The following is a 25,255-nucleotide window of genomic DNA, read 5'->3' as shown; positions in this document are numbered from 1 at the left end:
CAGGACATGGCAGGGAAAACTACGACACGGTATCCGCAGGAGTTGAAGGATCATACGGTGCGCATGGTGGCGGAGATGGAGGGTGCATCTTCGGAGTGGGCGGCGATGCAAAAAGTTGCCCAGCTTTTGGGTGTGGGTGTGCCGGAAACGGTGCGTAAATGGGTCCGGCAAGCCGAGATCGATGTTGGTACTAGAACTGGAACAACGAGCACGGAATCGGCCGAGCTGAAACGGTTACGGCGTGAGAACGCTGAGCTGAAACGGGCGAACGCGATCCTTCGGAGTGCTTCAGCTTTTGTCGCGGTCGAACTCGACCGCCACAACACTGATCGTGAAATACATCAAGGACCATGCCGGTCACCGCGAGAATAATGGATTGCGGTGGGGTGTCGAGTCGATCTGCCAGGTGCTTACTGGGACGGGGTGAAGACCACCCCGTCCACGTACTACGAATGGGTGGATAAAACACGATCTCACCGAGAACAACGTGATGAGGTGCTCAAGCCCGTGATCCAGAAGGTGTATGCCGCTAATTACGGGGTTTACGGCACCAGGAAAGTCTGGTTGGCGATGAACCGTGAAGGTGTGCCGGTGGCCAGGTGCACGGTAGAACGGCTCATGGGGTTACTTGGCATACAGGGTGCGGTCCGTGGCAAGGTCAAACGCACCACGATCAAAGACTCGAAGGCAGCCCGAGCGAAGGACTTGGTCCGCCGTGATTTCACACCAACGGCACCGGATCGGCTATGGGTAGCTGATTTCACCTATGTTTCGACCTGGTCCGGGTGGGTCTATGTTGCCTTCGTGATCGATGCTTACTCTCGGAGGATCCTGGGCTGGTCAGCGAGTGCTTCTATGAACACCGTGCTAGTGCTCAACGCAGTTAATCAGGCAATCTGGAGTCGTGAACGGGCCGGGGCTGAGATTTCCGGGGTGATTCATCATCACGATGCCGGGGCTCAATACGCCTCCTTGGCCTTCACCGAACGCCTGGCCCAGACCGGTATCCGCCCCTCGATCGGTTCTGTGGGTGATAGTTACGACAACGCCTTGGCGGAAACCATCAACGGGCTTTATAAGACCGAGCTGATCAAACCCGGCAAGCCCTGGCGGACTCTAGAAGAAGTCGAAATCGGCACCGCTGAATGGGCCGATTGGTACAACCACCGAAGGCTCTACCAGTACTGCGGAGACATCCCACCAGTAGAGCTAGAAAACCACTACTACAATCACTACCAGAGCACGGCAGCCGCCGACAGGCTCATCGTCTGAGAAACCCTCCGGACACACCGGAGCGATTCACCCGTTCATTGTGCAGCCGAATCTTTGGCTTTAGGCAGGTCGTCACAGCAGTTGGCAAGGATGCTGAATTACACTGGTGTGAACCCCACGCCTTTTGAAGTCAGAAGAAAGTCGGAAATCGAGTGCGACGAAGATCCATCCTGCCCGTTACTGCTGCCGCGGTTCTGGCGCTCAGTTTGGCAGCATGCACCGCCGAACCGGCCCCGACTCCAAGCAGCTCAGCAACTACGACGCCGGTAACTTTCACCTTTGGTGCATCCTCGGACCCGGCCAGTCTTGATCCTGCCTTGGTGACTGATGTAGATTCACAACGAATTTCGCGGCAGATATTTGAGGGCTTGGTCACTCTCGACGCAACGACCGGCAAGCCTGTTCCAGCTTTGGCGTCAAGTTGGAAAACCCCAGACAACGGTTTCAGCTATGAATTTGACCTTCGAGACGACGTTAAATTCCAAGACGGCCAGCCGTTTAATGCCACCGCAGTCTGCACCAATTTTAATCGCTGGTTCAACTACCCGGCACAAAACAACCCAACGATAGTTCCTGCCGTTTTCCGCGAGATGTTCAAAGCTTTTAGCAATGACCCGGTGAACTCTGTGTTCAAATCCTGCACAGCCGAAGGCGACGCCAAGGTCAAGATCGCGTTGAACTCTGCGGTGACAAACTTTGTTGAGGCGTTGAGCCAACCGGCTTTTGGCATCGCCTCGCCAGCTGCGCTCACTAGCAGCACGGCAGATGTCCTAGACCAGCAGGTCGGTTCCGCGAAAGTATCCAAATTCGGACTTAATCCGGTAGGAACCGGACCATTTAAGTTTTCGGCCTGGAAAGACGACACCGTCACGTTGAGTCAAAACCCAAATTATTGGGGCGATAAAGGGCAAATTCAAACCGTAAATTTTGTGACCTACCGGCAGTCCCAAGAACGGCTTCAGGCGCTACTCACCGGAAAAATCGATGGCTACGATTCAGTCACCACGGACAATTACGATCCGCTAGTCAAACATGGTCTGCAAGTATTGCAACGCGATCCATTTTCGGTGATGTACATCGGGATGAATCAACAGCTTCCGGTGATGGCAGACCTCAAGGCCAGGCAGGCTGTTGCGATGGCGATCAACAAAGATGCCATTGTCAAGAGCTTCTTCATCGATGGTTCCGCACCCACGAATCAATTCATTCCGCCGAAATTGAGCGGATTCAACAAACAAGTTTCCGGCATCGGCTATGACCCGGACAAAGCGCGCAAGACCCTTTCTGAGTCGAGCTATAAGAATGAACCGCTTGAGTTTTACTACCCGCTGAATGTCACTAGGCCCTACTTACCGAGCCCTGAGAAAATCTACGCCGAGATCTCAGCTCAGCTCACCGCCGTTGGCTTCAATATCAAGCCGGTGCCGATCGAGTGGTCAGATAACTACTTAGCGAAGGTCAGTTCCGCCGGAACCCACGCTTTTGACTTGCTCGGTAGCCAAGGATCCTACTCGGATCCGGATAATTTCGTCGGCCCGCTTTTTGGTGCTTCCAATGGTGAGCTCGGGCCAGCCGACTCTCAACTGGCTAGCAAAATCGCCCGTGCTCGAACCCTTCCAGACGGCTCCGATCGAATTGACGCCTATCAAGCGATCAACTCTGACATTGCACAGTCCGTGCCTGCGCTACCCATTGTCTTTCCCATTTCTGCGCTTGCCCTGTCCGCAAAAGTCACCAGCTACCCGGTTAGCCCGGTGTTGAACGAAGTGTTCAATAAAATCAAACTTGCTTCCTAGCGGCGTTACCGCCTGGGAAAAAGTTATCTACGCCTCGCGATTTAGGGAAGTCGTTGGCCGCGCGATACGCTTCTAAAGCACGCAGTACACAAGGATTCGCGCGTGTCAAGCACTAGATTCTCAACCAGCACAGTAGCTTTTGGAGACGGACCGTGACCTTCATTTCGCAGACCAAAGAAGCCGACGTCGTCTTTATCGGCGGCGGCATCATGAGCGCGACCCTGGGCGCGATGATTCGCCAGATTCAGCCCGATTGGTCAGTAGTCGTATTCGAGCAGCTCAATGAGCTGGGCCAAGAGTCTTCTGGACCTTGGAATAACGCTGGAACCGGGCACTCCGCACTCTGCGAGCTGAACTACACGCCCGCAGCGAAAGACGGCAGCGTCGAGGCATCCAAAGCCTTGGCCATCAATGAGCAATTCCAGCTTTCGCGCCAGTTCTGGTCCCATATGGTTGATAAGCAATTCATCGGTTCACCAAAAAACTTCATCAACACGGTTCCGCATATGTCCTTCGTTATGGGCAAGGACCACACCGATTTTCTTCGCACCCGCTACGAGGCCTTGAAGCCTAACCCGTTGTTTTCCTCGATGGAATTCAGTTCTGATCCGAGTCAGATTGAAAAATGGGCTCCGCTAGTAATGAAAGGCCGTTCCGGTAACGGCCCGGTGGCGGCCACCCGAGCTGCTGAAGGGACCGACGTCGACTTTGGTCAACTTACCAAGGAACTCGTGGGGTATTTGGGCAATAACGACGCCGAGATCAATTACGGAACGACCGTCACCGACATTCAACGCGGCACGGATAAGCGCTGGCATCTGAAACTCAAGCACAAAGCCTCTGGTGAGCACGGTGCGATCAAAGCGCGATTCGTTTTCATCGGTAGTGGCGGTGGCGCTTTACACCTGTTGCAACGCAGCGGAATTCCCCAGGGTAAAGGCTATGGTGGTTTCCCGGTCTCGGGACAGTTCTTCCGCTGCACCAATGAGGAAATCGCCGCGCAGCACAGCGCGAAAGTTTATGGCCAGGCTTCGGTGGGAGCGCCGCCAATGTCGGTTCCGCACTTGGACACTCGATACGTCGGCGGCAAGAAATCGCTGCTCTTTGGCCCCTACGCTGGCTTCTCGACAAACTTCCTCAAATCCGGCTCATTGTGGGACTTGCCGCTTTCGATTCGACCATCGAATATTTACCCGATGGCCGCCGCTGGATTGCACAATCTTGGCTTGACTAAGTACCTCGTTTCGGAAGTGCTTAAGACTCGCTCGTCTAAGGTCACCGCGATGCAGGAGTACTTCCCGCAAGCTGACGGGAACGATTGGGAACTGATTACTGCCGGTCAGCGTGTACAAATTATGAAGAAGGACCGCAAACAGGGCGGTATTCTTCAGTTCGGCACTGAAGTGATCACCTCATCTGACGGATCAATCGGCGCTTTACTAGGAGCATCACCGGGCGCCTCGACCGCGGTGCCCATCATGCTAGAGCTTTTGCAACGATGCTTCCCCCGCGAATTCAAATTACAGTGGCAAGATCAACTCAAAGATATGATTCCTACATTGGGGACCAAGCTCAACGACAATGCGGAACTGGCCGCAGCCACGATGGCCAGGACTGCAGCCACCTTGCAGTTGGACTAAACAACTTAAGACCACCGGGCAACCTCTGGGAGACAATCGATGTTCCGTTTGGCCACTTTGTCCTTGGGCAATCGCGCACTAATAGCGCTTATCACCATTTTTGCCGCGGTCTTCGGGGTGATTTCTGCCGGCTCGCTCAAACAGGAGCTCATCCCGTCCATTGAGTTTCCCCAAATCAGCGTCATCTCCGCGATGCCGGGCGCTTCGCCCGAGGTTGTGGATGCCCAGATCAGCCGGCCGCTAGAAACCGCGCTCAACGCCGTCGAGAATTTAGACTCGTCAAGTTCTACTTCGCGCAGCGGAGTTTCGACGATCAGCCTGACTTTCTCCTACGGCACCAATCTGGACCGAGCCCGGAATCAGATTGATCGTGCGATTGCCAATGCCCGGCAACAACTCCCAACCGATGTGCAGCCGCAGGCCATAGCCGGCAGCGTCAGTGACTTCCCGATCCTTTACATGGCGGTCTCCTCAGATAAGTCACTCGCTGAGCTCAACAGCGACCTGCAACGGATCGCCGTGCCAAAGGTCTTGAAGGTAGACGGTGTCCGTGGCGCAGATGTAACCGGCGCAAATCGTCAGCACATTGAGATCATGCCAGACGTCGCTAAACTGGCCGCCGCCGGTCTTCCCATTACCTCCATCAGCGATGCGTTGAAAAATAACGGTGCACTCATTCCGGCCGGTAGCATCACCGACCAAGGCAAATCGCTCTCCATGCAAATTGGCAGCCCAGTAGATTCGCTCGACGCCGTCAAGGCTTTGCCGCTCGGTGGCGCAAAAGCTGGAGCTGCGCCGTCGACCATCGGTTCGATCGCGGACGTTTCGCTGCAGGACAACCCGACCACTTCAATCACCCGGACGAACGGCAAACCGACGCTTGCGCTTTCGGTGACTAAAAAGCCTGAAGCAGATACCGTCACCGTTTCGCACGCAATCAACGCCCTACTGCCGGAACTCAAATCAGATCTCGGCTCGAATGTCAGTTTCACCATGGTGTTCGACCAAGCGCCGTTTATCGAAAAGTCCATCAAAGATCTTGGCATCGAAGGTCTTCTTGGTTTGGGCTTCGCCGTCGCTATCATCTTGATCTTCTTGCTTTCGATCCGCTCCACGATCGTTACGGCAATTTCAATTCCGCTGTCCCTGCTCATCACCCTCATTGGACTTTGGGCCAGCAAGTACTCGCTCAACATCTTGACCTTGGGCGCGTTGACTATCGCTATCGGACGCGTTGTTGACGATTCCATTGTGGTGATTGAAAACATCAAACGTCATCAAAGTTATGGCGAAGATAAACTCACTGCGATCACCGCTGCTATCAAAGAGGTAGCTGGCGCCGTCACCGCGTCAACACTAACTACCGTCGCGGTGTTTGCGCCGATTGCCTTTGTTGGCAACATTGCTGGCGAACTCTTCCGGCCATTCGCCCTGACCGTGACGATCGCGCTCATCGCTTCGCTCTTGGTCTCGCTCACTATTGTGCCGGTATTGGCTTACTGGTTCTTGCGAGCACCGAAAACTGCTGCGGGGCTTGCCCAGCAGACTCCCGAAGAAAAAGCGACAGCTATTGCTGCTATCGAGGAGAAAGAACGCAAAGGCTGGCTGCAGCGCGGTTACTTGCCAATCCTTCGCGGCACCCAGAAACATCCGATTTGGACGGTGACCGCCGGAGTGGTCATCCTCGCAGCCACGTTCGCGATGACTCCGCTGCTACCGCAAAATCTGCTAGGCGACTCTGGGCAGAATTCGATTTCTATTACTCAGACGCTGCCCGCAGGTACTAGCCTTGACGCCACTAGCGAGGCCGCAAAGAAGGTCGAAGATGCGTTGCATGGCATTGGTGGCGTCGAAGATGTCCAGGTAACAATTGGCAATTCCTCCGGCGGGCTATCGTCGTTCTTTGCCGCCGGAACAACAACCGCTAGCTTCCAGGTAGTTACCGACGAAAAGGTTGACCAAGCGAAGCTGCGAAACTCAGTTCGTTCCTCGCTAGATGGCATAAAAGACGCCGGTACGATCAAACTTGGTTCATCTGGCGGAGGCTTGGGCACCTCAAGCACCGTGGATATCAACATCAAGTCCAGCAACAGCGCCGATCTGCAAAAAGCGAATGACGCCGTACTAGCTGCGGTCAAGGACGTTCCGGACACTCGGGACATCACCAGCAACCTCTCGGTGGCAAACCCGGTAGTCCAGATCAGTGTGGACCGGGCCAAAGTGGTTGCAGCCGGTTTGAACGAGCAACAAGTCGCTGCGGTACTTGCCGCGACGGTGAGCCCGATTCCCGCCGGGACAGTTCGCATCGACACTACCGACTATAAAGTTCAGATCGGCAAGGGAACGCAATTCACCTCAATTGATGCTTTAGGAAACGCTCCGATCCAAACCGGAGCCGGTCCGGTGCCTTTGTCTTCGCTTGCCAGCGTCAAGCAGGTCGACGTACCGAGCAGCATCACCTCGAGTAACGGTCAACGTAGCGCCAAAATCTCTTTGACGCCGACCGGAAATGATCTTGGCTCGCTCAACACAGTGGTACAGAAGAAGCTTGACGAGGCTAAATTGCCGGCCGGAGCCACCGCCACGATCGGTGGTGCAACAACCCAGCAACGTGAGTCATTTGGCCAATTGGGCCTGGCGCTTTTGGCCGCAATCGCCATTGTCTACGTGATTATGGTGGCGACCTTTAAGTCTCTGGTCCAGCCGCTTATTTTGCTGGTATCGATCCCGTTTGCTGCAACCGGTGCAATTGGCTTGCTTTTGATTACTCGGGTCCCCGTGGGTTTGCCGTCCTTGATCGGCATGTTGATGTTAGTGGGCATTGTGGTGACCAACGCCATTGTCCTCATCGACTTGATTAACCAGTCCCGAAAATCTTCGCCCGGTCAGGCCGGCAAGAACGTTGCCGAGGCCATCGAGTACGGTGCTCGACACCGTCTACGTCCTATTCTGATGACTGCGCTAGCTACTGTCTTCGCGTTGACGCCGATGGCGCTTGGTGTGACTGGCGGCGGAGGATTCATTTCGCAACCCTTGGCGATCGTGGTGGTTGGTGGCCTCATTTCTTCCACCGTGCTGACTCTGATCTTGGTACCGGCGCTTTACCGCTTGGTAGAAGGTGGTCGCGAACGTCGCCGGCTGCTCAAAGACTTACAGGTCGTCCCAGAGGCCACCCAGTTACCCGAAGGCTATACCTCGCAAGATTGGACTACCGGGGCCATTCCGAAGGTCAAGGGTCGCCGTTCAGCGAACCCGTAAAATCTGGTCTTCCTGCCGGGTCACTAACGGCAGGAAGACCAGATCGAGAATTTCCTCGATAGTCTGTTCCGGCACGGCGTGCATAGTCCACAGCACCTCGTAACGAAAAAGGTCAATCGGCAGCCGAAGGACTCGCTCATCCACTGAACCGGGTCCAATTTCACCGCGATCCATCGCACGTGCAATGACGTTGGTCATAAGAGATCCCCGCCCATTCCACAGGCCGTCACTAGATGCGAGCGCGAGGGGTGGGCGACGCGGGAGCCGGACGAAGTAGATGGCCGCTACACGCTTGCGGTACTTACTGAAGCTGGTCAGGCAAAGCTTGCTGCTAGTGCACCCGCTCATCTTGCGCAGGTTCGCCGACTGGTGCTGGATTTACTGAGCCCGGCCGCTCAGTGCCAGTTCGGTCCTTCGCTCGGGCGAATCACTGAAGCGCTGAGGCAGGAGCTGCGCAGCTCTTCGTGAGTTGTCCGCGTGGGGCGTTTCGTGGTCAACCCGAGAGTTGAGCGTCATCGACTCAACTCTAACTTGACAACACTTCGCTCAACTGTAGACTTGAGCTCAGAACACTCAATCTCGAAAGAAACCCTGAAAGGTAAAATATGTCACGCGCAGTAGGCATCGACCTCGGAACCACTAACTCGGTGGTTTCAGTCCTCGAAGGCGGCGAGCCCACCGTCATTGCGAACGCTGAAGGCGGCCGCACCACTCCCTCTGTTGTCGCTTTTTCGAAGAGCGGCGAGGTCCTGGTCGGCGAAATCGCCAAGCGCCAGGCAGTTAACAACATCGATCGCACCATTGCTTCGGTCAAGCGCCACATGGGCACTGACTGGACTATTGACATCGATGACAAGAAGTACACCGCGCAGGAAATCTCCGCGCGTACTCTGATGAAGCTTAAGAACGATGCCGAGTCCTACCTGGGCGAAAAGGTCACCGACGCCGTCATCACCGTGCCGGCCTACTTCAACGACGCCGAGCGTCAGGCCACCAAAGAAGCCGGTGAAATCGCTGGCTTGAACGTGTTGCGTATTGTCAACGAGCCCACCGCGGCTGCTTTGGCATACGGCTTGGACAAGGGTAAAGAAGACGAACTCATCTTGGTCTTCGACCTCGGCGGCGGCACCTTCGACGTCTCGTTGCTCGAAGTTGGCAAGGACGACGACGGCTTCTCCACCATCCAGGTTCGCGCTACCTCCGGCGACAACCGCCTGGGCGGCGACGACTGGGATCAGCGCGTCGTTGACTACTTGCTGAACCAGCTCAAGGTCAAAGGCATCGACCTGTCCAAGGACAAAATCGCGCTACAGCGTCTGCGTGAAGCTGCTGAGCAAGCCAAGAAGGAACTCTCCTCGGCAACCAGTACCAACATCTCACTTCAGTACCTCTCCGTCACCCCTGATGGCCCGGTGCACTTGGATGAGCAGCTGACCCGCGCCAAGTTCCAGGAACTGACCTCGGATCTGCTCGAGCGCACCAAGAAGCCGTTCAACGACGTTATCGCTGAAGCCGGCATCAAGGTTTCTGACATTGATCACATTGTGCTCGTTGGTGGTTCCACCCGTATGCCTGCCGTGACCGAACTGGTCAAGCAGCTCGCTGGCGGCAAGGACCCGAACAAGGGCGTCAACCCGGACGAGGTAGTCGCCGTCGGCGCTGCCCTGCAGGCTGGTGTACTCAAGGGTGAGCGTAAAGACGTGCTGCTCATTGACGTCACTCCGCTTTCGCTGGGCATTGAAACCAAGGGTGGGGTGATGACCAAGCTGATCGAGCGCAACACCGCGATCCCGACCAAGCGGTCTGAAACCTTCACCACCGCTGATGACAACCAGCCTTCGGTTGCTATCCAGGTTTTCCAGGGCGAGCGCGAATTCACTCGCGACAACAAGCCGCTGGGTACCTTTGAGCTGACCGGCATCGCGCCAGCTCAGCGTGGTGTGCCGCAGGTCGAGGTCACCTTCGACATCGATGCCAACGGCATTGTGCACGTGTCCGCTAAAGACAAGGGCACTGGCAAGGAACAATCGATGACCATCACCGGTGGTTCCTCGCTTTCCAAGGAAGACATCGAGCGGATGGTTGCTGACGCCGAGGCGCACGCTGCCGAGGACAAGACTCGTCGCGAACAGGCCGATGTGCGCAACAGCGCTGAGCAGCTCGCCTACTCGGTAGACAAGATTCTCTCCGAGAACGACGACAAGTTGCCGGAAGAGGTCAAGACTGAGGTCAAGGCCGACGTCGAAAGCCTCAAGGCCGCGCTCGCCGGCACCGACGAGTACGCCGTCAAGGCTGCTTCGGAGAAGTTGCAGGCTTCGCAGACCAAGCTTGGCGAAGCGATCTACGCTTCCACTCAGGCTGAAGGTGCTGCTCCGGCTGGCGACGCTGCTGGTGCTCCGGCGGGTGAGGCAAAGCCTGAGGAGGACATCGTTGACGCAGAAATCGTGGACGAAGAACCGAAGAACGAGAAGAAGTAGCCATGTCTGATCAGGACATGAACCCCGAAAAGGGCGAGGCAGGGGAGCCGGCCAATCAGACTGGTTCCTCGGCCGAAGACCAGGATCCGTTGGCGCAGGTTGAAGACATCCTGAATAACGCTGAGGTTCCGGCCGATGAGTCGGTTGCCCAAGGCACCGGAATGGCGGACGACAGCGAGCTAGATGCGGCAGAGCTCAAGAACGATCTGCTGCGCCTGCAGGCTGAGTACGTGAACTACCGCAAACGCGTTGAGCGGGACCGGGCAGTCGCGGGGGAGAGCGCCGTCATCGGTGTATTGAACTCGCTGCTTCCGGTGCTCGACGACGTCGACGCGGCCCGTACGCACGGTGACCTTACCGACGGACCGTTTGCCGCGATTGCCGCGAAGCTCGAAACTGCACTGAAGACCTATGGTCTGGAGCGCATTGACCAGATCGGCGTCGAATTTGATCCGAACGTGCACGAGGCGCTCATCCAGCAGCCAAGCGCCGAGGTCCAAGCTGACTCAGTCAGCCAGGTCCTTCGCGCGGGCTACCGCAAGGGCGATCGAGTCCTGCGCGCCGCCCACGTGATCGTTGCAGTTCCGGAGTAACCACCCCGCCGAGTGTCGAGATATGGTCGTTATTAGGCGATCAAAGCCGCCATATCTCGACACTCGACGAATAGAGAGTGACGAAAGGAGATACCTTGGCTAGTCAAGACTGGGTCGATAAGGACTTTTACGCGATCCTCGGTGTCTCCAAGGACGCCAGCGACGCGGACATTAAGAAGACGTATCGCAAGATGGCCCGGAAGTTCCACCCGGATCAGAACCAAGGCGATGCTGCTGCAGAGAAGAAATTCAAAGACATCTCTGAAGCCTATTCAGTGCTATCCAACGCTGAAGATCGTGAGCAATACGACGCGATTCGGGCAATGGGCTCCGGCGCAAGGTTTAGCGCTGGTGGCGCCGGCGGGCAAAGCGGAGCAGGCTTTGACGACATGTTCGGCGGCTTGTTCAATGGTTCGCGCGGCGGTGCAAGGACCCGTGGGTATGACAGTTCTGGCCTGCCACCGGAATTTGCCGATATTTTCGGCGGCGCATACCAGGGCTACCAACAACCGCGCCCAACCAAGGGTGCGGATCGCAATGCGCAGACCACTATTTCCTTCGCCGGGTCCATTAACGGAACCACGATTGGCCTCCGTGAACCAGATGGGGATGTGATTGACGTTCGCATCCCTGCTGGCATTAAGGACGGCCAGAAAGTCAGGGTCCGCGGCAAGGGGCAGCCGGGCGCGGCGGGTCCGGGCGATCTTATGGTCGCGGTACACGTAAAACCACATGACTTCTTCGTCCGGGACGGTGACAACATTCGAATCCACGTCCCAGTGAGCTTCCCTGAGGCAGCTTTGGGCGCGGACATTTCGGTGCCGACGCTCGATGGCGAAACAGTCAAGGTCCGGGTGGCCGCAGGCACGCCCTCCGGCCGAACTTTGCGGGTCAAAGGCAAAGGCATTACGACGTCGAAAGCTACCGGCGATCTGCTGGTCACGATCGACGTCGCGGTGCCGCAGAAACTGAGTAAGGAAACTGAGCAGGCGGTAAAGGATTTCGCTGCGGCTACCGCGGACGGCGATCCGCGTGCTGAGCTGGCTGCCAAGGCAAAGTTGTAAATCATGGCCGTGGAAAACTACGCCCCGGTTTACGTCATCTCAGTTGCTGCCGAGTTGGCAGAAATGCACCCTCAGACGCTGAGGCAGTATGACCGTTTTGGCTTGGTTTCGCCGAGCCGGGCACCGGGGCGATCGCGCCGATACTCACAGCACGACGTCGATATGTTGCGCGAAATCCAGCGGCTCTCCCAAGCGGGAGTCTCTTTGGAAGGCATCAAGCGGATTATGCAGTTGGAAAACCAAGTTGCCGCTTTGCAGTCCAAAGTAAAAGAGCTCGCTGAACAGCTTGCTCTTCGCGGGGACGCCGCCAGAGTTTTCGCGGCTGGCGTGGCCGGCGATGTGGTGAGTTTGAGTCGGGGGCAACGCCCACAGGCCAGAAGCCAGGCGGTAGTTGTGTGGCGACCGCACCGGCATCACAAAGACACCTAGAAAACGTAAAAACATCTCAAAAGTGGGGCTCTGGAACTCCCAGGGCCCCACTTTTTTGTGCAGTAAAAATGATTGGTTATACCGACGCCATATGTGCGCCGCGATGCTCGGCAACTTGCTCTTCAACGACGTTCTCGTGTTGCGGAATTCCAGACTGATCCCTGAAGTGACCCACCATGGTCAAAACCACGCCAGCAACCAACCAGCCGGCCAGAACCAGCCAGGGGAACGTGGTGTTCGTCTCGGGGAAGTAAGAAAGGTCCCGAAGAAGCGTGCCGGAGGAGCCCGGCACAAACCATTGACCGATCTCGCCCCACGGACCCGGCAAGAACTCCTTCGGCTGAGTTAGCGAAGAGAGCGGGTTCCCGATGAACATTGTCAGAACCGATCCGACGGCAATGCCAGCTCGGCCGATGAACGCGTTGAAGCCAACGATCGCGGCCGCGGTGGCGCCAACCGCGAGGAAGATTGCCAAGGCATTCAGTAAGAAATCTCCTTGCAGAATATGCAGCCAACCCTGCATGATCGACGTCAGGCCTAGACCGCCTAGAACCGCGTACCCACCCACTGCGGCAAGCCGTCGCCAGGTCCCGGTAACCAGCAACGAAATCAAGACGCCGCCAACAATTCCACCCATGGCTAGCGGGAGTCCAGCAACTGCCAGCCCGGTTCCGCGTGCGTCGTCGGGAGAAAGCGGCACGACGTCGGTGATCTTGACCGTGGGGATGGTGGCAGGAGCACCAGCCGCTGCTCCCGCAGGGAGGCCTTGGGTGAGTGCTTTTTGCAACCCAGCGATGGCTTGTTGTTGAATCTGCGATTGCAGCTGCCCGCCGATTTGAGTCAGCATTTGGGCGGCAAGCGGACTGGCGGCACTGGAAACGAGGATTTCTGGTTGGTTGCCCAGAATGATCGCGCCGTAGATCTCGCGTTGTTCAATTTTGTGCGCAGCATCCGCCCGGTCAGGTGCGGTCTTGATATCCAAGGCGCCCTCGGGTGCTTTTTGGCTCAGCTGAGCCACCTGTTCCGTGCTGCCAATGACAGCTACCGGCAATTGCTGCACTTTTGCGGTGACGCTGGGCCAGGCGAAGGCGAGTAGTACGACGCAGACTGCCACTGCCGCGAGCAGTGCAGTACGGGCCACGACGGGCCAAGGGGTGTGTGGGTTGATGGCGGACATATGGAGTATCCTTAGTTGCGGAGGGCGCTTCGCACAGTTTAAAAACGAATGTTCGTTCACTATTATTGACTCATTCGACAATTTGTCAAAAAGGATCATTCGTTTTGGTAGTCTGAAGCCATGCCCAAAGTGACTGATGCGCACCGAGAACAGATGCGCCAACGGATTCAAGACGCCGCACTAGCCTGTTTTGCGCGAAACGGATTCTCTGCCACCTCGATGGCGGATATTCTGACCGAGTCGGGGCTTTCTGCTGGCGCAATTTATGTCTATTACCGGGGTAAGGAAGATCTAACCGCGGACGCAGCGCGCGGGATGCTTCAAGAGCGAATCGGTGCGGTGCTGGAGCTCGCTGAGGGCGATAACATCCTGCCGCCCAGCGAGGCGATTGTAAGGTTTTTGCACAGCATGCCAGAGCACGCTAAGACCGGGCTTGCCCTTCAAGTCTGGGGCGAAGCGGTGCAGACGGAATCAATTCGTGCGGTCGCGGCAGCTGCGGTTAGAGAGCTCACCGGGCAGATGGCGGAGTATCTTTACCGCTGGTTTCTCCGCAAAAAGGGTTGCGAAGATGCCGACGCTAAGGCAAAAGCGCAACTACTGGCTCCCGCCGTCGTCGGCCTTTGTCAGGGTTATGTTGTGCGAAGGTCAATGTCTCAAGACAAGGATGCCGACAGCTACATCGCTGGCGTAGATGCGCTGCTCGCAACGCTTTAAAGCCGTGTCGGATGCATTTCCGACATAGCGATAGTCGTTGCTAGGGTGCATTGACTATCCCTAAGCCGGAAATGCATCCGACGGGGAGAGCTTCGCTACGAGTGCGGCGAAGGTCTACTTACCAAGCTGTGCGTTGATCTGGTCGATGAAGCTGGTTACGCGAGCGTAGATGCCGTATTCCTTTGGCTTGGCGCAACCGTGCCCCCAAGAAATAACGCCAACAAGTCGGCCATTCTTTACTAGCGGGCTGCCAGAGTCGCAATCGCAGGAATCTTTAGCGCCATCTTCGAATCCGGCGCAGACCATCGTGCCCTTTTTGTAATCGCTGCCATAGCTGCCGGAACAGGCCGAGTCGCTGACTAGCGGCACGGTAACTTTACGTAATTGCTCCGGATCCGGGTTGGGGCCGACTTGGGTGTTAGCCCAGCCCAACGTGGTGACGTCGGCGCCAGTTACGTAGGCAGATGGATCAGTTTCTAGCGTGGCTACTGGGCCGGAAAAATTGGTGTCCAGGGTCAAGATGGCAATGTCGTTACCGTTCTCCACGCTGATGTAGTCCGGTTGGCGCTGCCGCCACTGATGGAGAAAAAGCTCGTGGAATTCAGTGATCCATCGTCAGCAGTAACGCAGTGCGCGGCGGTGAGCACTTTGTTGGGCGCAATCAGGGTGCCACCGCAGTGGCCGCCGTTGTTTGCCTTATTGACGGCAACGATGGACAGGAAGTCATTGATGCTTGCACTAGTTCCGCCGACGATTCTAGGGCTTGGCGGTGCGCTTGCTGAGGCGGTCGCGGTGCTGGTGCCGGCGAATACTAGACCGAGTTCGACCATACCCAAGAGGGCGGCTTTGACGCTCTTTTGCATTGTCATCCTTCATGTTGAGGTTTGGGGTCTTTTGGCAAAGACCAGAGCTCTGCGCTAATCACGCGGAGGCTCCAAACTTCCACTGGAAGACTGGGCTGTGTCTGAAAATATCCGCCAAACGCCCTGAAGTAGGCATCATTCTTCCGAATAAAGCTGGAGGCCCCGTCGAATGAATCGACGGAGCCTCCAGTGGTTTAGAGAAACGACTACTTGGCGATCTGACCCTTGATTGCGTCGACGAGCTTGCCGCCGATGACCAAGGGGCCGCCGGAGTCAGCCTGACAGGAATCTTTGCCACCTTGCGGCAGTCCAGCGCAGACCATGGAATCTTCGAAGTAGGTTCCTTTGGAGCTGCCCTGAGGGTAGGACGATGCGCAAGCAGAATCGCTGACGATCGGCACCGTGACCTTACGCAGTTTGCTCTGGTAGTTACCCGCGCCGCTGCTGGTATCTCCCCAACCAAGAACGGTTGCGTTGGTGCCGGCGGCGTAAACGGACGGGTCCGTTTCCAAGGTGGCGACTGGGCCGGAGAAGCTCGTGTTGAGCGTCGGGACCGCGAAGTCGTTCTCATAGGTGGAACCGTCATAGCTCGGGTTCATCCAAACGCTTTTGACCGTTGAAGAGTTCGGGCCACCGGTGCGATTTGCGCTGCCACCGTTGACCTTGAAGAAACTAGCTGACTTGCCATCAACGCAGTGCGCGGCGGTTAGCACTGCGTTGATGGCAATAAGAGTGCCGCCGCACCAGTTCGATCCATTGGACTGGTTGACGGCGACGATGGACGGGAAATCATTGATGCTGGCGGTGGTTCCGCCAACAATCCGCGGGCTCGGAGGGGTGCTTACGGAGGCGGTTGCTGCGCTGGTACCGGTGAATACCAGTCCAAATGCAACCATTCGAAAGAGTGCTGCTTTGACGCTCTTTCGCATTGTCTTCCTTCGTGTCGATAGGGATTAGTCGCCCTACTCCTCGATCGACTTTTTCCGATGCGGTGTAGGGTTGCAATAACCCTTTATGCGCGGGCTGAGTGCAACCTGGGAGAACGCCGTTAAAGCTCCGAAATTTGGAATAAATTTAGATTTCAGTTGAGTGGAATGAAGGCTGTTGTTACGCCTTGACGAAGCCTTGATCGAGCAACCATTGAAAGGCGACGTCGACTGGTTCCTTTCCGGCTACGTCAACCTCGGCATTGAGCCTTTGCATGGTCGGATTATCTAGCTTTGCGGAGATTGAATTGAAGAGCTCTTTCAATTCCGGATATTTTTCTAATGTCTTAGTGGCGAATTCCGGTGCGGCGTTATAGCCCGGAAAGAAACCTTTATCGTCGTCAAGAACTTGTAGATTTAGCGCCGGAATGCGGCCATCCGTGGTGAATACCTCACCAAAATTACAGCTGCCGTTGGCAACGCCGGTATAGACCGCGCCGGTATCCAAAATGCGAATATTGCTATCGGGAACCCCATCAGCGGCACCGCGCTTGAGCCCATAGTGGGCCAACATCGGATTGAACCCGTCAACTCGGGAATTGAATTCCGACTCTACGCAGAAAGTTCGATCCGCAACCGGCACATTGGCCAGATCAGAAAGCTTGGTGACGTTGGAAAACCGAGGGTTTCCAGAAACTTTGGCAAATGCGTAGGTGTTATTTAGCGGCGCCGGGGCCAGCCAGGTCAGTCCATTGGCTAAGTCCGCATCGTGCACTGCTTGCCATTGTTGTTGCTGGTCCGGGATTCCCTTCGTGTTACCAAGATAGGTGAGCCAGGCGGTGCCGGTGTATTCCCACGCCATATCGGCGCCCTTATTGAGCATCAGCTGCCGGGACGGCACACTGCCAGGAACATTGGTCAAATCAGTAACGTCGAATCCGGCGGCCTTGGTTGCCAAAACCGCGATTTTGCCCAGCACAATCTGCTCAGTGAAATTTTTTGAGGTGACGGTCAAAGCGGCCCCGGCAGGCAGATCTAATTTCTTGATTGAACCTGCTTTCACCTCGGGTACATACGAGGTCGCAGGTTGTAGGCCGCAGCCGGAGAGCGCGAATGCTCCGAGCAGCAAAGCGGCGCTGGTAATCGAACGAAAGACCCTTTTCCCCTGAACTGAGAACATCAGCGAAGTCCTTTCGGGGTAACTGCTTGTTCGACGACGCGAGCAAGCCAGTCGATAGTTAACGCCAATAACGCGACCAGCAATGCGCCAGAAATTAGCACGCGCTGCAAGTACAAATTGACGCCAGTGGTGATCAGCAAACCTAGACCGCCACCGTTGACAAAAGCAGCAAGCGTTGCCGTGCCAACAAGCAGCACCAAAGCCGTTCTGATACCGGCCAACATCACCGGCACAGCGAGCGGTAGTTCAATGCGCAATAGCACCGACAATGGCGTCATCCCCATGCCGCGGGCAGCCTCAATCAGTCGGCCGTCGACTTGGCCGAGGCCGATCATGGTGTTTCGCAAAACCGGCAGCACCGAATAAAGCACAAGTGCAACAATCGCCGCCCAGAAGCCGAACCCCAGCCAAAAAGCTAGCAGCACTACTAAACCAATTGCCGGAGCCGCTTGGCCGATGTTTGCCACGGCGATTACGGGGCCAGAAAACCTTCGGAATGGTCCGCGAGTCAGCAGCACCCCTAACGGGATCGCAATAACTAAGACGATCGCGGCAGCGACGAAAGTCAGTTTCAAGTGCTCGATGACCAAAACAGACAACGGGCCCGGCGGCAGAGTGGCTGCTTCGACCGGGCTCAGTTGGGCGGTGGTCAGCCAAATAATGAAGGCTATTAGCACCACAGCAATGGCGATTGGCTGGATTAGCAGGCCGCGCCAGGTACTGGCACCACCAGCGGTATCGGTGTTGACTGAAGCGGCGGTACTCACGAGTGCTCAGTTCTGATCTGCGGTAGCGAATCGGTGTTTGTGCCGACCGGAGTGTCATCGTGTTCTTTCGTGGCATCCGCCCGGGCCTGGGCGATCGCTTCCATCACCGTTTCGACGTCGATCACACCCAAGAACGCTCCGCGTCGACCGGTGACAATCGCGGCACCCGCGCTGGAAACGAGCATCGTATCTAGCGCGTCGTTGAGCGTGGCGCCGCTGCCGACGACGGGCAGCCGCGGGTCGATCTTTTTGCCAATAACGCTCAGCCGATCAAGCTGTTTAAGTGAAAGCCATTGCACTGGACGATTGCGATCATCTAGCACCACGGCGTGCTCATGACCGGCGTTTCGCAGTGCGGCCCGCGCAGCCGCTGCATCGCTACCGATGCTTACTGTCGCTGCTTCGGTTAGCTGGACTTGATTTACCTTCGCCAGCGAAAGCTGTTTGAGACCCGCACCTGAGCCGATGAAACCCTCAACAAATTCATTAGCTGGCGCAGCCAGAATTCGCTCTGGAGTGTCGTATTGGACGATGTGTGCGCCTTCCGAAAAGACCACTATCCAATCGCCAAGTTTTACGGCTTCATCGAAATCGTGTGTAACGCAGATGATTGTCTTTTGTAGCTCGTCTTGGATTTTCAGTAGTTCGTCTTGTAGCCGTTGACGAGTGATTGGGTCGACGGCGCCGAAGGGCTCGTCCATAAGCAGCACTGGCGGGTCTGCGGCAAGTGCACGAGCTACCCCGACGCGTTGTTGTTGGCCGCCGGAAAGCTCACGCGGATACCGATTCAGGTATAATTCGGGATCCAAAGAAACCAGTTCTAATAGTTCTTGGACTCTGGCCTGAATTCGATCCTTTTTCCAGCCAAGCATCTTTGGCACCAGAGCGATGTTTTGCGCTACGGTCATATGCGGGAATAGCCCACCTGCTTGAATGACGTAACCAATTCTACGGCGAAGCTCATTGCCATCCATTTTGGTGACGTCCTCGTCGCCAAGCATGATTCGTCCCTCGGAGGGCTCAATGAGTCGGTTGATCATCTTCAGCGTGGTGGTTTTTCCGCAGCCTGAAGGCCCCACCAACATCACGATTTTGCCTGCTGGTATTTCCAAGGTCACGCCGTCGACTGCTGGCGCTTTTTGACCGGGAAATCGTTTAGTGACGGCCTCGATCAGAATGCTTTTGCCGCTGATCTGGTTTTCATCGGCGGTCGACAAAGAGGATGAGTTCTCAGACACGGATACCTCGCGAGGTTGTGAGTCGGCCAAGACCTACCAAGATCAGGTCAAGAATGAGGGCCAAAATAATGACACCCACCACGCCAACGACGACGGATTCTAAAGCGTTTGCCCCACCAAGCCGGGAGAGGCCAGAAAAAATAAAGCCGCCAAGGCCGGGGCCCAAGGCGTAGGCAGAAACTGCCGCGATGCCCATGCTCATCTGCGCGGATACTCTGATCCCGGCCAGAATTACCGGCCAGGCTAAAGGCAGCTCGACGGTCAATAGGGTGCGGATTCGGCTCATGCCAATACCTCGAGCCGCTTCGACCAGTGCGGGATCCACCGAGTTCAGGCCGACTACGGCGTTGCGAAGCACCGGCAGAAGCGCGAAAAAGATCACCACGGCTACGGCAGGTGGGACGCCGAAGCCCAGCGGTGCAATCAAGATGCCTAAGAGCGCAAAAGAGGGGATCGTTAGGCCAATTGCGGAAGCCGAATTAGCCATCGAACTGAAAATTTTGCTCTGGTAAACCAAGGCCGCCAGGAATACAGCGATGATGCTTGCGATGAGCACGGACTGCACGACCAAACTGAAATGTTGCCAAGAGGAAAAGGCGATTTTGGGAAATCTGCTCGCAATGAAATCCCACATGGTTCTCAGTTCCTCAACGTATCGGTCGGTGCAGTTCGGTCTCGTATATTCGCTCGTAGTCTGCCGCCAACCCTAGCTAAAGCAAGCCGTCGCGGCCAGCCAAGGCGCCGAAATCTGGGCGCAATTTGCCAGAATACGCATCAGCGACCCCGTTCTGCCCCCCGGCAACTCAGTGATCGCCCGCGGTAAAGAACAAAATGGTAACTATATGTTTTGCACCGTGCCGATTGGGCCTCACCAGGTCAAAGTGCTTTGCAAACCCCGGTGGTCGCTACCAGCCTGTTCCAAGACTTTTGAGCTTTTGGTTTCTAGGCCCTTGCTGAAGATGTGGTCCGGTCGGGTGACGGGGAAACTTGACGGCCAAGTGAAACCGAGCCCGCCGCTATCTGGCAAAGATTCAATGAATTTGTCCTGGAATCCCGCCAACGCACGATCCGTACTAGCTGCATTGAAATCACCGAGCACCATGATTCTGCTGCTTTTGTCTTGGCTAATGATTCGGTCCAGATTGCTGAGCATTACATCCCGGTCAGCGTGTTCGCCGAGTCGAACTGACGCGGCATGCACAACGTAAATGCTCAGCTCGCCGCCGGGGGTTTGCACTGTGGCGTGCAACGCCCGGCTCCAGGCCACGCCACCAAGTTCTAACCTGCTGGATTCGAGCACCGGATATTTACTCAGCAGCGCAACTGTTCCGCCGGCGTCCTGGCAGGGGTATATCTGTTCAGCGTTCTGAGGAATCTTGCCCGGGGAGAGCTCTTGGAGCGCAACCAGGTCGGCACTTTGCGCCATCAACGCACTCCCAGATGCCATTGGGACGGTGCTCGCCTGCACATTTTGGGTGGCAACGGAGAGTGTGAAGCTTTGCCCAGTAGCGGGTGCTGCTTGGGTGCGGGGCAGCATAGCCGGTATAAACAGCACACACCAAATGACCACTGGAGTCAGCCAAGCCAGCCAGGCTAGGCCAGAGCGTGATCGGACCGCCGAAATCAGGAGCGGCAGGCTGAGCAGACCAAGCCAAGGCAGGAAGCTTTCAAGCGCCATGGTGAGGCCGCCCGCGTCAGGTAGTTGCCGGTGCCAAAACAAGAATGCGGCCAGCGGCAAGCTAGTAATGATCGTGAGTACTGCGCTTACTGGACGAATCGACCGCCGCCGTTGCGACGTTTGGCTCGGCCGGGGGTGGTTGTCCTCGTCCAAGTAGAGGCGGGGCAAGGTTACTGTGTCCATCAATTCACGATGACTGAGTGAGCTGTGCCGGTACTGTACAGAATGTAACCAGTGCGCACGACCACGCTTTTAACACCCGTTTTAGCGCCAATTGGCGGCGCTCTCATACCTAGGTCGGATCTTATGAAATATCGGGAAAACACCGAAAGTGTTCCGGAGATTCGCCCAACGCTCACTCGCAAATCATGGCCGAAGAGCCGATCGCTGAGTAGCTTCGACAGTGTCAGCCAGGCCAGCATTTTCTACCCGAGTGAGGTTTCAGCATGACCAGCATCCAGATTAAGCCCATCTTGTCCCAGGAGAGCCTTGCCGCAGAGAACGACGACGTCGTCGACTCTAACGTTTCTACCGTCAACGCGCTCTTCGACGGTTATCTGACCGATACGGAAATCACAAAGGACGCGTTGCGCAGTTACTACGTCGACTTTTATCTAACTCAGGTATTCGACGGAGGATTTGAGCAATTCATCTTTACCTCGGATCTCGACGAGGATTTGCTCGGATACATCCGCGAAGGCCTTGATGCCATGGGGGCAAACGAACATCTAGCGCTGTTGGAAAAGGCACTGGCTGTCTTCGCAGAATTGAGCGAAGACGAGCAACAGTTCTACCTCAACGGTGACTTGGATGATTTCGACGACGACGATGAAGACGACGACTATGACGACGATCTTGAGCCGGAAGGCGTCACGGTTGATGACCAAGAAGATGATGACGACGAAGATGATGAAGAGGGTCCCTTCGACGATATTGACGAAGAGATCGCGGCGCAGAACGAGCACGCAGACCTGACCGAACTCAACGGAACCTGGTTGCGTGGGCTCGATGTTGAGGTTTTGCCCGCGGACGGCATTGGGATCAGGGTAGACGAGCTCAGTTCGGCGCTGCCGGATCGGGACGAACGCGAGGCTGCCGCTGCCGCTGAGGCACAAGCTCAGATGCCTGATTTTGAACTCATCATCAGGGAGCTTTGCGACGTCGTTGGTTATGAACTGCAAGACATCACCATGGGTCAGCCAGATTTCGAATACGACGGCGGCACCACTTTCGGCTGGCATTTCAGCACGGACCACGGTGCGTTCGTCATGGTTGAAGAAGAGACTGAAGCGTTCATGCTGGAGCCCGAAACAGGCAAGGTCCTGGCTGCGGTCGAGTTCGAAGACGTTGACGATGAGGAGCTTGAAAACGCTTCGTTCTAGTGCTCTGGCGTCCCGCTGAACGATCCAGTCGGATTGTTTGGCGGGACGCTGCGAATCACTAACTGTTCCCGACGGGGAGTTCCCCCCATGGCAAGCTGTGTCGATGCTGTGTAGCGTAGTTCTGAGACCATTTCGCACACTACGATCAGCAGCCAATCTTGAGTCGGCCGCCGTCGTCGACCATGAGGAAACCGATGAACGACCAGATGCTGGGCGCCAATACCGCGCAATTGCGCGAGCTGGCCAAACTTTTCCTCAATTCCTCGGAGCAAATTCAGCGCGCTGTCACCCAGCTTCAACCTGTCGTGCAAGGCAGCCGATGGTTCGGTGGTGACGCTGCACGGTTCCGATCTGACTGGAACGGCAGAATGCGCCCGCAGCTTTCTGGCGCCGGTAGCTTCTTATCCGATTCGTCGAAAAATCTGATCAAACAGGCTGATGAGCAGGACAAAACCTCATCGGCGAACGATGGAGGTCCGGGCGGCGGAGTAATCCCCCCACCCGTTGACTCCGGAACAGATCAAACAACATCAGACAGATCTGCAGAAGCAGCTGAATTCGATGCAGAATGCTTCCAAAGCAGAGGTGGAGAAGTGGTGGAATAGCCTCTCCGACGAAGACAAAAAGTACCTGTTGCAGGGCAAAGGTGACGATTCAATGCCGCTTGCTGAGCAGCTCATGAAGCTGCGCGATAAATTGCCAGAGGGCGATCTAGCTCGGATTCGAAATGAACTGCTAGAACAGGGCAAAAAAACGATCCCGATCTATAAAGACAAAGAATCCATCGGTATTGAAGGCAAGGTTGCCTGGGTTACCGGTGGGGCACACCTAGCCTCGGAGATCACGCAGAACGCAGATGGCAGCGCGACGCTTAAACTTTCCGGCGACATTGGCGTAGGTGCCAAAGGTGGCTCTGGCAAGACCGGAATCGAAGCGAGCCTGACCGGGTAGGCTAGTCGGACCTATAAGTTCAATAGCCTAGAAGATGCGCAAAAGGGCTTGAACCAAATGATGCACGATCTGCCGCCGGACGGATTTGGTGACGCTAAAGATTTACTGACCAAACCCGGTAACTACATCTTGGACAAGATGAACGGCGCGATGGACGCCAATCACACCACCGGTCATGACGACAAGCTCAAAGGTACTGTTTCGATCGGAGCTTCGGGCCAGCTCAACGATGATGTAAAAGCCTCGGTCAAGCTCGACATGGCTTACGAGCAAAACATGAGCAATGGCGAATCGACCGCATCAGCGGCGTTGAAAGCGGATGCGAAACTTGACCTCGGCGATGGGCTCAAGCTCAGCGAAAATGGCGAGTTGGGCATGAAGGTGTCGATGGATAAAGACCACAACATCACAATGTTGACGCTTAACGCCAAAGGAGCTTTCCAAGGCTCGATGGGTGTCACAGGCAGTCACGGACCCATGCCTGAGGGCCAGAAAGCGGACTTCGGTACTACGATCTCTGGTGGCGGCCAGGGCAGCGTGCAGATGGACATTCGAAATACTCCGGAAAATCAATCGCTCATCACTAGTTATCTTTCACATGCGGCAACTGGCGATAATTCTGGGATGGCTTCGGATCTGCAGAAAATCTACGTGGCAAGCAAGGTGACTTTGCAGGCTGATTCGGTGTCAAAGAGCGAATCCAATTTGGTCGATCTAGACGCAGGAATTGGCTCGTTGAAGATTGGCGGCACCTCGGAGTACACCACGAACGTCGCCACCGGGTTTAAAGCCGCAAATGACACTCAAATTCAGCTGGTCCGCCCGAACGCCTGACCCGGCATTCCGCAGTAGCATTCAGCTGCGCTCTAGCGCAGACTGAAGATGGACTTGAACTTCGAGAGGACGTAGTAGCAACGTGGCAAGAGAAATAGATTCTTTCCTGGGTTTCAGCGCGAGCGTGCCGGAAGGCTCCTTCGTGGTACCCGAATCCAGTGCGGGCACTGGGTCTGAACAAATCAGTCTGCCAGGGGACATTTTATTTTCCATGGTGCGCGATGACGACACGGTTCGTGATTATGCGCAGACCGTTGAGTGGACGCAGAAACTGGCCAGTTTTTACGCGGACCATTTCAACGGCGAGATTCGCACCGAAGGCAGACTCGACGGCGAAGGTAAAGAAAGTTATGCCGTGGCCGTAAAATTCAGCGATGAAATTGGCGTGTTGCGAATCGCAGCTTTAGTCGGGATTCGGTTCAGCGCCGGCGCGTTCTTTGGACTGACGCTAGTTTGGCCAGTGACAGATCCGGCGCAGGAGCCTGATGTGGCGTTGGTCAAACGCATTGTGGACGGAATTACGTTGTCTCCGTCGGCAGCTGGCGATAACTAGCCACTAGTTCGGGATTTTTGCAGGCTTGCGCAAATGCTTGAATGCGCCGTTGGATTTCGCGTCCTAGGAGCCATTGTCCGATCGGTTCTGCGATCGCCCGTAAAAATCTTGGCCGGCAACTATCAAGGTATATTTCCAGACTGCTTTCGTTGTGGCAGCGTCACCGTGCTCGGTAAACCGCCAACCGCCGCCGAAGTTCTCGAAGAACCACGGGCCCTTGACCATTGTCATGCCAACATTTTTTGGTGGTGAATAGGAAACATATTCGCTGATCATCAGAAATCCGAGCCTGGAACGCGTTCGGGTGCGCACGCCTTTGGCCGCAGTGCGTGCACCAGCTTCGAAGCGTTGCGAGTAGATGAACGGGTCCCAGCGCAATCTGAATTCTCCGGTGGTTTGCGACAAAGCAAAGACCGTTTCCGGGTCTAGCGCAATAATTCGTTCGGCTACCACCTGGGGCATC

Annotated in this window: 22 protein-coding genes and 2 pseudogenes; 13 read left to right on the top strand and 11 right to left on the bottom strand. The window is 56.0% G+C overall.

Annotated elements, in window-relative coordinates:
- Positions 1–6: 6 nt before the first annotated feature.
- The 4 genes and pseudogenes from RSAL33209_RS17070 (at position 7) to RSAL33209_RS08410 (ending at position 7,966) form a co-directional block, all read left to right on the top strand.
- Positions 7–1,272 (top strand): annotated as a pseudogene (locus RSAL33209_RS17070) (IS3 family transposase).
- A 152-nt stretch (positions 1,273–1,424) separates the two neighbouring features.
- Positions 1,425–3,068 (top strand): ABC transporter substrate-binding protein, encoded by a 1,644-nt coding sequence (locus tag RSAL33209_RS08420; RefSeq protein WP_012245317.1) that lies wholly within the window; start codon positions 1,425–1,427, stop codon positions 3,066–3,068.
- 152 nt (positions 3,069–3,220) lie between these two features.
- A complete protein-coding gene (locus RSAL33209_RS08415; RefSeq protein WP_012245316.1) occupies positions 3,221–4,708 on the top strand; it encodes a malate:quinone oxidoreductase in 1,488 nt (495 codons plus the stop codon).
- A gap of 39 nt (positions 4,709–4,747) precedes the next feature.
- On the top strand, positions 4,748–7,966 hold the full coding sequence (locus RSAL33209_RS08410) for an efflux RND transporter permease subunit (protein WP_012245315.1): 3,219 nt from the start codon (positions 4,748–4,750) through the stop codon (positions 7,964–7,966).
- Here the strand turns inward: RSAL33209_RS08410 and RSAL33209_RS17065 are convergent.
- Positions 7,952–8,314, bottom strand: coding sequence for a TetR-like C-terminal domain-containing protein (locus RSAL33209_RS17065; protein WP_012245314.1), 363 nt, complete (start codon positions 8,312–8,314; stop codon positions 7,952–7,954). The genes RSAL33209_RS08410 and RSAL33209_RS17065 overlap by 15 nt on opposite strands.
- A 257-nt stretch (positions 8,315–8,571) precedes the next feature.
- Between RSAL33209_RS17065 and dnaK the strand changes: the two genes are divergently transcribed.
- The 4 genes from dnaK to RSAL33209_RS08385 all read left to right on the top strand — a co-directional run bounded on the left by dnaK (position 8,572) and on the right by RSAL33209_RS08385 (position 12,529).
- Positions 8,572–10,443, top strand: coding sequence for a molecular chaperone DnaK (gene dnaK, locus RSAL33209_RS08400; RefSeq protein WP_012245313.1), 1,872 nt, complete (start codon positions 8,572–8,574; stop codon positions 10,441–10,443).
- A 2-nt stretch (positions 10,444–10,445) separates the two neighbouring features.
- A complete protein-coding gene (locus tag RSAL33209_RS08395) occupies positions 10,446–11,036 on the top strand; it encodes a nucleotide exchange factor GrpE (RefSeq protein WP_012245312.1) in 591 nt (196 codons plus the stop codon).
- 95 nt (positions 11,037–11,131) lie between these two features.
- A complete protein-coding gene (locus tag RSAL33209_RS08390; RefSeq protein WP_041685450.1) occupies positions 11,132–12,100 on the top strand; it encodes a DnaJ C-terminal domain-containing protein in 969 nt (322 codons plus the stop codon).
- Between the two features lie 3 nt (positions 12,101–12,103).
- Positions 12,104–12,529, top strand: coding sequence for a heat shock protein transcriptional repressor HspR (locus tag RSAL33209_RS08385; RefSeq protein ID WP_012245310.1), 426 nt, complete (start codon positions 12,104–12,106; stop codon positions 12,527–12,529).
- A gap of 76 nt (positions 12,530–12,605) precedes the next feature.
- Here the strand turns inward: RSAL33209_RS08385 and RSAL33209_RS08380 are convergent, their stop codons facing one another.
- Complete coding sequence (locus RSAL33209_RS08380; RefSeq protein ID WP_174258544.1) at positions 12,606–13,706, bottom strand: ABC transporter permease; 1,101 nt, start codon at positions 13,704–13,706, stop codon at positions 12,606–12,608.
- 120 nt (positions 13,707–13,826) lie between these two features.
- Between RSAL33209_RS08380 and RSAL33209_RS08375 the strand changes: the two genes are divergently transcribed.
- Entirely contained in the window at positions 13,827–14,420 is a 594-nt protein-coding gene (locus RSAL33209_RS08375; protein WP_012245308.1) for a TetR/AcrR family transcriptional regulator, read from the top strand.
- A gap of 114 nt (positions 14,421–14,534) precedes the next feature.
- Here RSAL33209_RS08375 and RSAL33209_RS19240 read toward each other — a convergent pair whose 3' ends face one another.
- From RSAL33209_RS19240 to RSAL33209_RS08340, 8 genes are all read right to left on the bottom strand, one after another.
- A complete protein-coding gene (locus tag RSAL33209_RS19240) occupies positions 14,535–14,966 on the bottom strand; it encodes a S1 family serine peptidase (RefSeq protein WP_012245307.1) in 432 nt (143 codons plus the stop codon).
- The gene (locus RSAL33209_RS19235) at positions 14,936–15,250 is read right to left on the bottom strand and encodes a trypsin-like serine protease (RefSeq protein ID WP_280513518.1); all 315 of its coding nucleotides are present in this window, start codon (positions 15,248–15,250) and stop codon (positions 14,936–14,938) included. The genes RSAL33209_RS19240 and RSAL33209_RS19235 overlap by 31 nt, the downstream gene beginning before the upstream one ends.
- A 239-nt stretch (positions 15,251–15,489) precedes the next feature.
- The gene (locus RSAL33209_RS08365; protein WP_012245305.1) at positions 15,490–16,212 is read right to left on the bottom strand and encodes a S1 family peptidase; all 723 of its coding nucleotides are present in this window, start codon (positions 16,210–16,212) and stop codon (positions 15,490–15,492) included.
- A 178-nt stretch (positions 16,213–16,390) separates the two neighbouring features.
- A complete protein-coding gene (locus RSAL33209_RS08360) occupies positions 16,391–17,389 on the bottom strand; it encodes a glycine betaine ABC transporter substrate-binding protein (RefSeq protein WP_012245304.1) in 999 nt (332 codons plus the stop codon).
- Positions 17,389–18,156, bottom strand: coding sequence for an ABC transporter permease (locus tag RSAL33209_RS08355; protein ID WP_012245303.1), 768 nt, complete (start codon positions 18,154–18,156; stop codon positions 17,389–17,391). Before RSAL33209_RS08355 ends, RSAL33209_RS08360 begins: the two co-directional genes overlap by 1 nt.
- Positions 18,153–19,394 (bottom strand): betaine/proline/choline family ABC transporter ATP-binding protein, encoded by a 1,242-nt coding sequence (locus tag RSAL33209_RS08350; RefSeq protein WP_049758933.1) that lies wholly within the window; start codon positions 19,392–19,394, stop codon positions 18,153–18,155. Before RSAL33209_RS08350 ends, RSAL33209_RS08355 begins: the two co-directional genes overlap by 4 nt.
- Positions 19,387–20,028 carry an ABC transporter permease gene (locus RSAL33209_RS08345; protein WP_012245301.1) on the bottom strand — a complete coding sequence of 214 codons (642 nt, stop codon included), beginning with the start codon at positions 20,026–20,028 and terminating at the stop codon, positions 19,387–19,389. The genes RSAL33209_RS08350 and RSAL33209_RS08345 overlap by 8 nt, the downstream gene beginning before the upstream one ends.
- Before the next feature lie 234 nt (positions 20,029–20,262).
- Positions 20,263–21,255, bottom strand: coding sequence for an endonuclease/exonuclease/phosphatase family protein (locus RSAL33209_RS08340; protein WP_049758931.1), 993 nt, complete (start codon positions 21,253–21,255; stop codon positions 20,263–20,265).
- A 263-nt stretch (positions 21,256–21,518) separates the two neighbouring features.
- Between RSAL33209_RS08340 and RSAL33209_RS08330 the strand changes: the two genes are divergently transcribed.
- The 4 genes from RSAL33209_RS08330 (at position 21,519) to RSAL33209_RS08310 (ending at position 24,792) form a co-directional block, all read left to right on the top strand.
- Positions 21,519–22,454 carry a DMP19 family protein gene (locus RSAL33209_RS08330; protein ID WP_012245299.1) on the top strand — a complete coding sequence of 312 codons (936 nt, stop codon included), beginning with the start codon at positions 21,519–21,521 and terminating at the stop codon, positions 22,452–22,454.
- 561 nt (positions 22,455–23,015) lie between these two features.
- A complete protein-coding gene (locus tag RSAL33209_RS08320; protein ID WP_145962062.1) occupies positions 23,016–23,405 on the top strand; it encodes a hypothetical protein in 390 nt (129 codons plus the stop codon).
- Positions 23,406–23,453: 48 nt separating this feature from the next.
- Positions 23,454–24,239 (top strand): hypothetical protein, encoded by a 786-nt coding sequence (locus RSAL33209_RS08315; protein WP_012245296.1) that lies wholly within the window; start codon positions 23,454–23,456, stop codon positions 24,237–24,239.
- Between the two features lie 82 nt (positions 24,240–24,321).
- Complete coding sequence (locus tag RSAL33209_RS08310) at positions 24,322–24,792, top strand: hypothetical protein (protein WP_012245295.1); 471 nt, start codon at positions 24,322–24,324, stop codon at positions 24,790–24,792.
- On the opposite strand, the pseudogene RSAL33209_RS08305 reads toward RSAL33209_RS08310, so the two are convergent.
- Positions 24,758–25,254 (bottom strand): annotated as a pseudogene (locus tag RSAL33209_RS08305) (SRPBCC family protein). The gene RSAL33209_RS08310 and the pseudogene RSAL33209_RS08305 sit on opposite strands and share 35 nt — an antisense overlap.
- Between the last annotated feature and the right edge of the window lies 1 nt (position 25,255).

The sequence above is a fragment of the Renibacterium salmoninarum ATCC 33209 genome, assembly GCF_000018885.1.
In the GTDB taxonomy this organism is placed as follows: Bacteria; Actinomycetota; Actinomycetes; order Actinomycetales; family Micrococcaceae; genus Renibacterium; species Renibacterium salmoninarum.
The sequence above is the reverse complement of the archived record's forward strand: the minus strand, read 5'-3'. Positions and strand labels throughout refer to the sequence as shown.